Annotated in this window: 7 protein-coding genes; 4 read left to right on the top strand and 3 right to left on the bottom strand. The window is 64.0% G+C overall.

Going from position 1 to position 12325, the window contains the following annotated elements; genetic code table 11:
* Nucleotides 1-2 precede the first annotated feature (2 nt).
* The 4 genes from amrB to EJE94_RS10140 are packed head-to-tail and all read left to right on the top strand — an operon-like array spanning nt 3 to nt 2948.
* Nucleotides 3-818 (top strand): AmmeMemoRadiSam system protein B, encoded by an 816-nt coding sequence (gene amrB, locus EJE94_RS14625; protein WP_165904804.1) that lies wholly within the window; start codon nt 3-5, stop codon nt 816-818.
* A complete protein-coding gene (amrA, locus tag EJE94_RS14620; protein ID WP_165904803.1) occupies nt 811-1365 on the top strand; it encodes an AmmeMemoRadiSam system protein A in 555 nt (184 codons plus the stop codon). The genes amrB and amrA overlap by 8 nt, the downstream gene beginning before the upstream one ends.
* Entirely contained in the window at nt 1341-2435 is a 1095-nt protein-coding gene (gene amrS / locus EJE94_RS10145; RefSeq protein ID WP_121241118.1) for an AmmeMemoRadiSam system radical SAM enzyme, read from the top strand. The genes amrA and amrS overlap by 25 nt, the downstream gene beginning before the upstream one ends.
* Before the next feature lie 12 nt (nt 2436-2447).
* The gene (locus EJE94_RS10140) at nt 2448-2948 is read left to right on the top strand and encodes a macro domain-containing protein (protein WP_121241116.1); all 501 of its coding nucleotides are present in this window, start codon (nt 2448-2450) and stop codon (nt 2946-2948) included.
* Between the two features lie 10 nt (nt 2949-2958).
* Here the strand turns inward: EJE94_RS10140 and EJE94_RS10135 are convergent, their stop codons facing one another.
* The 3 genes from EJE94_RS10135 to EJE94_RS14845 form a co-directional block, all read right to left on the bottom strand.
* Nucleotides 2959-3303 carry a hypothetical protein gene (locus tag EJE94_RS10135; protein WP_121241113.1) on the bottom strand — a complete coding sequence of 115 codons (345 nt, stop codon included), beginning with the start codon at nt 3301-3303 and terminating at the stop codon, nt 2959-2961.
* Nucleotide 3304: 1 nt separating this feature from the next.
* Nucleotides 3305-4207 carry a cysteine synthase CysM gene (cysM, locus tag EJE94_RS10130; protein WP_121241111.1) on the bottom strand — a complete coding sequence of 301 codons (903 nt, stop codon included), beginning with the start codon at nt 4205-4207 and terminating at the stop codon, nt 3305-3307.
* Nucleotides 4208-4300: 93 nt separating this feature from the next.
* The gene (locus EJE94_RS14845; protein ID WP_275540524.1) at nt 4301-12208 is read right to left on the bottom strand and encodes a DUF4347 domain-containing protein; all 7908 of its coding nucleotides are present in this window, start codon (nt 12206-12208) and stop codon (nt 4301-4303) included.
* Nucleotides 12209-12325 lie beyond the last annotated feature (117 nt).

Here is a 12325-nt window from a genome sequence, read left to right as displayed (position 1 = left end):
CCATGCATGCACAGGAACGCATCCGCCCGCCCGCCGTGGCGGGAATGTTCTACACCGGCGACCCCAAGGCCCTTTCCGCCGAAGTGGCTGGGATGCTTGCCGGCGCCGACCGGGCAGGCGACTTGCCCCGTATGCCGAAGGCGTTGATCGTGCCGCATGCGGGGCATATCTATTCGGGCCCCATCGCGGCGAGCGCCTATGCGCTGCTGGCGGGCGCGGCCCAAACGATTCGCCGCGTCGTCATGTTCGGCCCGGCCCACCGCGTGGCCGTGAATGGCTTGGCGTTGCCGGAGGCCGAGGCGTTTGCCACGCCCCTCGGCGTCGTCCCGCTCGATCTGGCGGCCATGCGCGCCGCCGAGGTGTTGCCGCAAGTCACGATCAGCGCCGCCGCCCACGCCACGGAGCACTCGCTCGAGGTGCAACTGCCCTTCCTGCAGGCCGTGCTCGGCGATTTCAAGCTCGTTCCCTTCGTCGTCGGCCATACCGGCGGCCACCAGATCGCCGAAGTCATCGATCTGCTCTGGGGCGGCCCCGAGACGCTGATCGTGATCAGCTCGGACCTCTCGCACTACCTGCCCTATGCCGTGGCCCGCCAGAAGGATGGGGCGACCACCAGCAGCATCCTCCATTTGCAGCCGCTGACCGAGTTCGAACAGGCTTGCGGCGCGTTGCCGATCAACGGCCTGATCGAGGTGGCGCAGCGCCGCGGCCTCAAGCCGACGCTGCTCGACCTGCGCAATTCGGGCGATACGGCCGGCGACCGCGCGCGTGTCGTGGGCTACGCCGCCTTCGCCTTCGAGGAAGCCGGCCATGCCTGACACGCTGGGCAACGCGCTGCTGATACGGGCGCGCAACGCGATCGCCGCCGAGTTCGGCCTTGCGCCTGCGGCCGAGCCCGATGATCCGGCGCTGCTGCGGCCGGGCGCGACCTTCGTCACCCTGACTCAGCATGGCCAGTTGCGCGGCTGCATCGGTTCGCTCGAGGCGTGGCGGCCGCTCGACCAGGATGTCCGCGCCAATGCCAAGGCCGCCGCCTTTCGCGATCCGCGCTTCATGCCGCTCACCGAGGACGAGTTGGCGCGCACGCGGGTCGAAGTCTCGCTGCTCGCGCCGGCCGTGCCGATGAGCTTCGCCAGCGAAGACGACGCCGTGCGCCAGCTGCGCCCCGGCATCGACGGCATGATCCTCGAATACGGCATGCACCGCGGTACCTTCCTGCCGCAGGTATGGGAGAGCCTGCCCGACCCGCGGATGTTCATGGCGCATCTGAAGCAGAAGGCGGGGCTGGCGTCGACCTTTTGGTCCCCCGACATCAAGCTTTCCCGTTACGAGGTGCAGAAATGGAAAGAGCCGGAGAAGAACTGACGGGAACACCTGCCAGGTGGTGGCATACGCTCGACGACGGGCGCATCCAGTGCGACCTCTGCCCGCGCGACTGCAAGCTGCACGAAGGGCAGCGTGGCGCCTGCTTCGTCCGCGCGATGCAGGACGGCAAGATGATCCTCACCACCTACGGCCGCAGCTCGGGCTTCTGCATCGACCCGATCGAGAAGAAGCCGCTCAACCACTTCTATCCGGGTTCGTCGGTGCTGTCCTTCGGCACCGCCGGCTGCAACCTCGCCTGCAAGTTCTGCCAGAACTGGGACATCTCGAAGTCGCGCGAGATGGACACGCTGATGGACGAGGCCAGCCCCGCGGCCATCGCGCGCGCAGCGCAGCGCTACGGCTCGCAGAGCGTGGCCTTCACCTACAACGACCCGGTGATCTTCGCCGAGTATGCGATGGACACCGCCGACGCCTGCCACGCGGCAGGGCTGAAGACCGTGGCAGTCACCGCCGGCTACATGCACGCGGCACCGGCGCGCGAGTTCTACGCCAAGATGGACGCCGCCAACGTCGACCTCAAGGCCTTCACCGACAACTTCTACGTCAAGCTCTGCGGCGGTCATCTGCAGCCGGTGCTCGACACCCTCGCCTATATCGTGCATGAAACGCAGTGCTGGCTCGAGATCACGACGCTGCTGATCCCCGGCCACAACGACTCGGACGACGAACTCAAGCAGCTGGCCGCCTGGTGCATGAAGGAACTCGGCCCCGACGTGCCGCTGCACTTCTCGGCCTTCCATCCCGACTACAAGCTGCTCGACGCGCCGGCGACGCCGCCGGCGACGCTGGCGCAAGCGAGGAAGATCGCCCTGGATGCCGGCTTGCGCTACGTCTTCACCGGCAACGTCCATGACCGCACCGGCGACGCGACCTACTGCCCCGGCTGCGGCAAGGCGGTGATCGAGCGCGACTGGTACGAGATCCTCGGCTACGCTCTCGACGACAGCGGCCACTGCAAGCACTGCGGCACCGCGATCGCCGGACGCTTCGGCCATTTCGCCAAGCCCTTCGGCGCACGGCGGATTCCGGTCGCCCTCCACGCGGCCTGAGGAAGTCCGGCGATGGGCGCGCGCGTGACCGCGGTTGTCGGCGACATCGTGCACCAGCCCGATTGCGACGCCATCGTCAATGCCGCCAACCCGCAGCTCCTGGCCGGCGGCGGCGTCTGCGGCGCGATCCATCGCGCGGCAGGTCCGGAACTCGAGGATTACGCCGTGAATCTCGGGCCGATAGACGTCGGCGCGTCGGTGATCACGCCGGGCTTCCGCCTGCCCAACCGCTGGGTGATCCACGTCGTCGGCCCGCGCTACTTCGCCGACCCCGATCCCGCGGCGCTGCTGGCGAAGGCGGTGCGCAGCGTGCTCGCGCTGGCCGAAAAACACGGCGCCACCCGCGTGGCGCTGCCGGCGATCTCGACCGGCATCTATGGCTACCCGCTCGAGGAAGCCGGCCCGATCATGGTCGCGGCGGCGAAGGCGATGGCCCCGACGCTCGCGCATGTGGAGGAGGTCCGCTTCGTGCTCGTCCATGCAGGCATGCTGCGCTGGTTCGACCCGACTTGAAGGCCGGCAATCAATCCCCTGTAGGCGTGATGGTGGCAGCAGCGCTGTGCCTGTCGATCGCCACTTCCAGTTCGACGTATTCCTGCTGCGGCTCGACCGGCGTCGGGTCGTCGGCGCAACTGCAGCCGGCGATGATGCCGTGGAAGAAGACGCCGACCCGCGCACGGATCAGTCCGGGTTCCTCGCCGACGCCGATTACCATGACCGTGCAGCCGTCGTCGAGCGCGTAGCTGCTGGCCGAGAGGCTCTGCTGCAGGGACAGCGCGGCCGGACCGGCGCTTTCGAGTTCGCGCTTGAGAGCATCGTTGAAGGCCGGGGTGTTCCAGGCCGCCAGCGCCGCGAAGAGGTTCAGCACGTCAGCCCGGAAATACGCCGGTGGAGAGGTAGCGGTCGCCGCGGTCGCAGACGATGCTGACGATCACGGCGTTCTCGACCTCGGCAGCGATGCGCAGCGCGACGCAGAGGGCGCCCCCAGACGAAATGCCGGCGAAGATGCCTTCTTCCGCAGCCAAGCGCCGCGTCATTTCCTCGGCTGCGGCTTGCCCGACATACTCGAGGCGGTCGATGCGCGAGAAGTCGCAGATCTTCGGCAGATAGGCCTGCGGCCACTTGCGTATGCCCGGAATCTGCGAGCCTTCCTCGGGCTGGCAGCCGACGATCCGGATCGCCGGATTCACTTCCTTGAAGTAGCGCGAGCAGCCCATGATGGTGCCGGTAGTGCCCATGCTGGAAACGAAGTGAGTCAGGCGCCCCTCGGTGTCACGCCAGATCTCCGGGCCGGTGCCCTCGTAGTGCGCGATCGGGTTGTCCGGATTGGCGAACTGGTCGAGCATGATGCCGCGGCCCTCGGCGACCAGCCGCTCGGCGGCATCGCGCGCGCCCTCCATGCTCGCCGCCTTCGGCGTCAGGATCAGCTCGGCGCCGAAGGCCTTCATGGTCTGGCGCCGCTCCAGGCTCTGGTTCTCGGGCATCACCAGGATCATCCTGTAGCCGCGCATCGCGGCCGCCATCGCCAGCGCGATGCCGGTGTTACCGGAAGTCGCCTCGATCAGCGTGTCGCCCGGCTTGATCTCGCCGCGCGCCTCGGCGCGCCGGATCATCGCCAGCGCCGGCCGGTCCTTGACCGACCCGGCCGGATTGTTGCCCTCGAGCTTGACCAGCACGACGTTGTTGCGGCGCTCGTTGTCGGCACCCGGGATGCGTTTCAGGCGCACCAACGGCGTATTGCCGACATGGTCTTCGAGGGTAGCGTAGCTCATGGGGCAATGATAATGGATGCGAACGCAACGTCACGAATTGGTGCCGCAGGCGCGTTGCCGTGGCGACGCACCGAGCTATACATCAATCCCGCTTCATATCCCGGTGAAGACGACAAAATCAGCTGCGGTCAGAGTGGGCTTGACCGCGGAGCTTATCTGGGCGAAGGCGATCGGCGCACTCGCAGTCGCACTGCCGTCTGCATCGAAATACAAGACGCCTGCCGTGACGTTGTAGATGATTCTGTCCAACGCATCTGCGGCGGTCTTCCGCCCCGCTCCAGAAACGAATGCGTCGGCGGCCAAGGCGCCGTTCCCCAACCCCGTGAAGACATTCCGGTCCAGCGCGAACTTGTCGATGGCAGCGACAAAGTCGGAGATCCGGTCGAAGTTGGTCGTAGCGTTGGGTGTCGTATCAAAGACGAACGTGTCAGCACCGCTGCCGCCGTTGAGGGTGTCGTTGCCCGCTCCACCATTGAGAACATCATCCCCCGCGTTGCCGGAAAGCGTGTTGGCCGCCGCATTTCCCGTGAGGAAGTCATTGAATTGACTGCCATTGACGGCTTCAAAGTTCAGCAAGGTATCCATGCCGCAGCCCGTGTTCTGGGCAGAAGTCTGCGACAGGTCCACGACGACACCGTTCGTCGCATTGCCGTACGCGACCCAGTCGTAGCCGCTGGCGCCGTCCAGGATGTTGTCTCCGGCGGTGCCGCGGATCCAGTTACCGAGATCGTTGCCGCTGCCGTTCAGGTTGCTTCCGTTCAGGTAAAGTTGCTCCACGTTCGCGGTCAACGAATAGCTGACGGAACTGACCACGGCATCAATTCCGGAGAAGGGGCCGCTCCCCTCGATCACGACATCCCCCACGTCGTCGACGACATATACGTCATTCCCATCGCCACCGTCGAGTCGATCTGCGGCGGTGCCGCCGGTCAAGCGATCGGCGCCGCCGCCGCCGGTGAGCGTGTCGTTCCCAGCACCGCCCGACAGGATGTTGGCGCCGTCGTCGCCGCCCAGGGTGTCGTTGCCGGCGCCGCCGGTCAGGTTTTCGATGTTGCTCAGGTTGTCGGTTGATCCGCCCGTGGCCGTGCCCGCGCCGGCGGAAAGAACGACGGTCACCGCTGTGGTTGCATCGCTGAAATCGGCGGTGTCGATGCCGACGCCGCCGTCCAGCGCATCGCTGCCCAGGCCGCCCCTCAGCGTATCGTTGCCATCGCCGCCGGACAGGGTGTTGTCGCCTTCGTTGCCGACGAGGGTGTTGTTCTCTGCATTGCCCGTGCCGTTGATGTTGCCGGCGCCCGCAAGCAGTTCGAGTCTTTCGAGATTGGGTCCAAGGGTCCAGCTCACGCCCGCCCTGACGGTGTCCGCACCTTCGGCCAGGGACTCGCTGATCGTGTCGAGGGCGTCGACGACGTAGATGTCGTTGCCGGCACCACCGATCAGCGTGTCGGCACCGCCGCCACCCGACAGCACGTCGTTGCCGCCATTGCCGATCAGCACGTTGGCGCCGGCATCGCCCGTCAGCGTGTCGCCACCGCTGCCACCCGCCAGGTTCTCGATGTTCTTGAGCTTGTCGATCGCACCGCCGGCGGTGGTGACATAGCCACTGACGACGGTGCCACCGAGGTTGGCGACCACCCGGACCGACAGATCGCCGAAGTCGGCGGTGTCATTGCCGCCACCGCCGTCCAGCGTGTCTCTGCCAAGGCCGCCTTTCAGCGTGTCGTTGCCGAGGCCGCCGCTCAGGGCATCGTCGCCGGCCCCGCCGATCAGCACGTTGTCGCCGTCGTCGCCGCCCAGACTGTCGTTGCCGCTGCCGCCAGTGAGGTTCTCGATATTGACCAGGAAATCGGTCGCGCCGCCCGTGGCCGTCGCGCTGCCAGCCGTGAGCGCCACGACCACCGCAGCGGTGGCATCACTGAAATCGGCGGTATCGTTGCCGGCGCCGCCGTCCAGCGTATCGGTGCCCAAACCGCCTCGCAGCGTGTCGTTGCCGCCATGGCCGGCAAGTAGGTTGTCCGCGCCGTTGCCAACGATCAGGTTGTCCAGGTCGTTGCCCGTGCCGGACAGGTTGAAAATAGTGCCGGTGAGCTCGAGGTTCTCGACGTTGTCCGGCAGGACGAAGTTGTCCGACGCGATGACCCGGTCGATTCCTTCTCCGGTGTTTTCGATAATGACGTCGGCTCCACTCTGGACGATGTAGGTGTCGTCGCCCGCACCGCCGCTCAGGGTATCGAGGTATCCCGCGCCACTGTCGAGGATGTTGTTGCCGCTGTTGCCCGTGATGTAATTGTCGTTGTAGTTGCCGGTGCCGTTGAGGTTGGCTGTACCCGTCAGCGTCAGGTATTTCAGATAGCCCGACAGGGTGTAGGAGACGGACGAATACACCGTGTCGTAGCCCGAGGGATCGCTGATCACGTCGCCGGCATTGTCGACGTAGTAGAAATCGTTGCCGGCGCCGCCATTCATCGTGTCGGCACCGGCGCCACCGTCGATGTAGTCGATGCCGTCCCCGCTCGAGATGGCATTGTCGAGGTCGTTGCCGGTGAGGTGGGTCACCGCCAGGTCCGCGTACAGCTGCAGGTTCTCGACGTTGGCGGACAGGGTGTAGGTCGCGATGGTGCAGAAAACCTCGTCGATCCCCTCTCCCGTCAGCTCGACGACGACATCGGCAGCCGAGTCGACGACATAGATGTCGTTGCCGGCACCTCCCGTCAGGGTGTCGTTTCCGGCACCGCCTCTGAGCGTGTTGTTGCCATCAGTGCCCGTAATGACATTGTCCAGGCCGTTGCCGATCCCCTCGATCGCGGTATCGGTCAGGATCAGGTTCTCGACGTTGGCGGACAGCGTGTAGCTGCCGGCGCTTGAAAACACCGTATCGGTGCCGCCGGTCGAAAACTCCTCGATGACATCGCTGGTCGAACCCACGAAATAGGTGTCATTGCCCACACCGCCCTTCAGCGTGTCGTTGCCCTGTCGTCCATCGAGGCTGTCGTTGCCGTCGCCGCCGTCGAGGGTGTCGGCACTGTTGCTGCCGATCAGGATGTCGTTGCCGCCGTTGCCATAAAGCGTGATGGAATACCCGCCGCTGCCATCGAGCCGGTTGTCCAGCGCATTGCCGGCCCCTGTCCGCCACGTGCCGCCCAGCATCAGATTCTCGACGTTCGCAGGTAACTGGTAATCGACCGAGGCGATGACCGTGTCCGTGCCTTCGCCGACATTCTCGACGACGCTATGGAGGTTGTCGCCGATCACATAGGTATCGTTGCCGAGGCCGCCGACCAGGATTTCCGCGACGCCCACCGATCCCGTCAGGGTATCGTCGCCGGCAGTCCCGGTAATGGTGTGGTTTACGGCGACGTTTATGAAGAAGGTATCGGAAACGCTGAGGCTGCTCTCGTCCGAGGCGGTGATCTTGATGTTGAGGCTGCCGATATCGGCGGTCGCCGGCGTGCCGGCGAACGTCCGCGTCGCACCGTCGAAGTCCAGCCAAGCCGGCAGTGCCGATCCATTGGCAAGCGTGGCACCAAAGCTCAGGGAATCTCCGACGTCGATGTCGATGTCGGCAAAGGTGCCGACGGGAACGACATAGTTGAAGGCAATGCCGTCCGTCGCATCCTGATTGGGCACTTCGCTGACGAGTTTGGGCGCATGATTGACTGCGACCACCGCCGTCGTCGCTGCGCTGACGACCGATTCGGGAAATCCGCGGTAATCCGTGTAGCTCTCGACCACCCGGATCTGGAGCCCGATTTCCGCGTGGCCCAGCAGAAATGCCGGCTGCGTTCCTCCACCCAGATTGGTCCAGCTGATGCCGTCGGTCGAGCTTTGCCACTGGTAGCCGAATTCCCCCAGGCCATCCGGATCGCTGAAATTCCGCACGGATTGCAGCCATTGGTCTTCCGTCGCCGACCCGCTGATGTCGACCGTACCCACAGGAGCCTGGTTGGGCTGTTCTGCCGGATTGAGTCCGCCGACGAAGTTGTCTGCCGTGAGCAAGGTGAAATCGACATTTTGCAGCAGCCCGATCGTGACGAATCCATTGCCGCCCCCGTCGTTGTCGACCTGAAGCCAGCTGCCGTAGGCGTCCGCCTCCGACCAAGCGAGGCGCACGTGCCCACTGGCAAAGGGATTGCCGTCGGCCGTGTAATTGCTCAATCCGGCGAGGACGCCACTCAAATCAAGCTTGTCGCCGCCGGCGCCGGCGACGAAGTCGGTTATCCAGTCCTTCGATCCCGTGCTCAATTTGAAGGTATCGACTCCCGCACCCCCGGTCAGGAAGTCGTTGCCGGCGCCGCCATCCAGCACATCGTCGCCGGCGCCGCCGTCGAGGTGATTGATGCCGGCGTTGCCCGTGATGACGTTGCCCAACCCATTGCCAGTGCCATCGAGGTTGTTGCTTCCGGTGAGAATCAGGTTTTCGACGTCGCCGGAGAGCACGAAACTGTCCGAAGCAATGACGCTATCGACGCCCTCATTGGCATTTTCGATCACCGTGTCGTCCCAGCGCCGGACGATGTAAGTGTCATCACCGGCTCCGCCCTTCAGGGTGTCGTACGCGCCACCGCCGCCATCGAGCACGTTGTTGCCGCTGTTGCCGGTGATGTAGTTGGTGCCGAGGTTGCCGGTGCCATCAAGATTGGCGCTACCGGTCAGTGTCAGGAATACAGCAACATTCGGCAGCGCAAGGCTGATCGAGGAAAACACCGTGTTGTAACCCGCGGGATCACTGATCACGTCGCCGATGTTATCGACGTAGTAGAAGTCGTTGCCAACGTCGCCGTTCATCGTATCGGCGCCCGCGCCGCCATCGATGTAGTTGATGCCTTCGCCGCCAGTGATGACGTTGTCGAGATCGTTGCCGGTGAGATGGGTCACGGCAAAGCTGGCATACAGCGTCAGGTTTTCGACGTGGGCGGCCAGGGTATAGGTCGCGATCCTGGAAAACACCTGGTCGGTCCCGCCTCCGGACTGTTCGACAATGATGTCGCCCGCCGCATCCACGAAATAGATGTCGTTGCCGGCACCCCCGGTCAGGGTGTCGTTGCCCGCACCGCCATCGAGACCGTTGTCGCCGTCAGTACCGGTAATGGTATTGTCCAGCCCGTTGCCGAGGCCTTCGATCGCGGCATCGGTCAGGATCAGGTTCTCGACGTTGCCGGACAGGGTGTAGCTGACGGCGCTCGACCGCACCGTGTCGGTGCCGCCGGTCGAAAATTCTTCGATGACATCGCCGGTCGAGCCCACGAAATAGGTGTCATCGCCCGCACCGCCCTTCAGCGTGTCGTCTCCCTGCCTGCCGTCCAGGCTGTCGTTGCCGTCGCCGCCGTCGAGGGTGTCGGCACCGGTGCCGCCGATCAGGATGTCGTTGCCGCCGTTGCCGTCCAGGGTCAACTCATACCCGTTGTTGCCGTCCAGCGTGTTGTCCAGCGCATTGCCCGCGCCGTGCAGCAAGGTGCCGCCCGTCGCCACGGTCAGATTCTCGACGTTCGCAGACAACTGGTAATCGACAGAAATCGTCACGCCGTCAATGCCTTCGTCGTAGGCCTCGACGACCACATCATGCGTGCTGTCCACAAAATAGCTGTCGTTGCCGGCGCCACCGGTCAGGGTGTCCCAGCCTAGCTTGCCATCGAGGATGTTGTTGCCGCTGTTGCCGGTGATCCTGTTGTCGAGTTCGTTGCCGGTGCCGTCGATGTCGGCCGTGCCGGTCAGGACCAGGTCTTCGACGCCGGTGCCGAGCGTCCAGGAAACCGAGGAATAGTCGATGGTGTTGGCCACCGTACCGGTGGGATCGCTGGCAACGCTCTCCAGCGTGCCGTGAAGATCGGTAAAACTCGCGACGACACGGACATGCGTGCCGACCTGTGCATCGCCAAGCACAAGGCTGCCCGCCGTCGCACCGCCGATATCGTTCCAGTTGCTGCCATCGGCGCTGGATTGCCACTGGTAGGCTATCGTGCCCAGGCCATCGGCGTCGCCCAGCGTGTTGCCTGCCGTGAGCGTCCGCTGCTCCTTCGCCGTGCCGCTGACGGTCACGCCGCCGGTGGGCGCATCATTGACATTGACCACTGCCGCTGTCGCTGTCGTCGTGATGGTGGTCTGGAAACCCCTTCCATCCGTATAGCTGGCGACCAGGCGCAGTTGCTTGCCCACATCAATATCGTCAGGCCAGAAGGCCGATTGCGTACCAGCCAATCCGTCAATATTGGTCCAGTTGCTGCCGTCGCTCGAGCGCTGCCATTGATAACTTCTGAGGCCCGCGTTGTCGGGATCGTCGATGGTGTCCGTCGACAACAGCCAATCTCCCTCCGTTGCCGTAGCGGGTATCGTTATGTCGCCGCTGTGAGGTTGATCGGGCTGCTGCGCCGGATCGAAGTCGCCGACGAAATTCGCCGCCGTAGGCACCGTGGGTTGCACATTCATCAGCACGCCGCACGTGACGTAGGCATCGCCGCCGCCATCAATGTCGACCTGTATCGCGGTGCCGTAAAAGTCGAATGAAGAAACAAGGCGTACATGGCCCGTGGCAAAGGGATTGGCGCCCAGCGTGTAGTTCGTGAATCCCGCGATGACGGCGCCCAGGTCGATCCGGTCGCCACCCGTTCCGGTGACAAAGTCGGTGATGAAATCCTTCGACCCCGCGCCCAGTACGAAAACATCGACTCCCGTGCCACCGGTTAGGAAGTCGTTGCCATCGCCACCTTCAAGCCTGTCGTTGCCGGCCCCGCCGTCAAGGTGGTTGATGCCGGCATTGCCGACGATGACATTGTCCAACTCGTTGCCCGTGCCGTCGAGGTTGTAGGTTCCCGTGAGTTCGAGGTTTTCCAGATTCGCAGCCAGGCTGAAGGTCACCGAACTCCGTACGCTGTCCGTGCCCTCATTGAAGCTTTCCGAGATGCCGTCGGAGACGTTATCCAGAATGTAGGTATCGTTGCCTTGACCGCCTTGCAGGGCGTCGCCGCCCGCACCGCCGTCGAGAATGTTGTTGCCGCTGTTGCCGACGATGGTGTTGCCGAATTGATTGCCGGTGCCGTTCAGGTTGTCCGTCCCGATCAGCGTGAGATCGACCAGCCGGGTCTCGAACGTGTAGATCAGCGTGTAATCGATCGACGCGAAGACCCCGTTGTTATCCGAATGGTCGATGATCACGTCGCCGGCGTTGTCGACGTAATAGACGTCGTAGTAGGCGCTCATACCGTGCATCGTGTCCGCGCCGAGGCCGCCGTCGATGACGCTGGCGAACGAACTGTTGCCGACGATCGTGTTGTCGAGGTCGTTCCCCGTCCCTGAGGTGCCCAAACCAATCAGATTCAGGTTCTCGACGTTGTCGGCCAGCACATAGCCAGAAATCGACGCGTTAACCGTGTCGATGCCCTCGTCAGACGCTTCAATGACCACGTCGCCCGTCGAATCGACATAGTAGGTGTCGTCGCCGGCAAAGCCGGTCAGGATGTCGTCGCTCGATGTGCCCCAGAGCGTGTCGCTGCCCGGGGTGCCTTCGAACGTGCCAAGCACCCCCGCGTAGCCCGTCATTGCCAGAGCGGCCGCTTCGACGATTCCGCTTTGCGCTTCCAGGGTCCAGTTGGCCCCGAGAGTCGCGGCGCCGGTGAGGTCGGTCGACGCCGCGACATCAGCTCCCGTATAACGAGCAATGGCATCGATGAACTCGCGTCCCGTCGCGCCTTCGGCCACATTGCAACCGTAGAGCAGGATGTCACCGGAACCGCTCAGCGCACTGCCTATGGTCGAGAGTTGGTCGGCATAGTCGGCGATATTGCCGGCTGACAGCAGGGAGCTGCCCAGATAGAGCGCTCCTTCGGAACCGTGCGACAGGATGTGCACGGCATCGATGTCTGTACGCCCCTGCAGCTGAGCCGCGATCTGCTCCAAGCCATCGGAGGATTCATCAATGAAGAAAACCTCCGCCGGCTGGTCCAGTGCCTGAATGAGAGCTTCGTAGCCGTTAATCCGGCTGTCGACGAATACGATGTTCGTAATCATTACTCCCCCTTCAGTGGGCGCTAGCGTTTAGCCCTAAATCAAAAATGCCACAAGCAATTGATTGGAACGCGATTTTTTCCTTCGACGAAGGGCCCATATAACCACAAAGTCTGGATG

This window comes from Sulfurisoma sediminicola (genome assembly GCF_003865015.1).
Classification (GTDB): Bacteria; Pseudomonadota; Gammaproteobacteria; order Burkholderiales; family Rhodocyclaceae; genus Sulfurisoma; species Sulfurisoma sediminicola.
The sequence above is the reverse complement of the archived record's forward strand: the minus strand, read 5'-3'. Positions and strand labels throughout refer to the sequence as shown.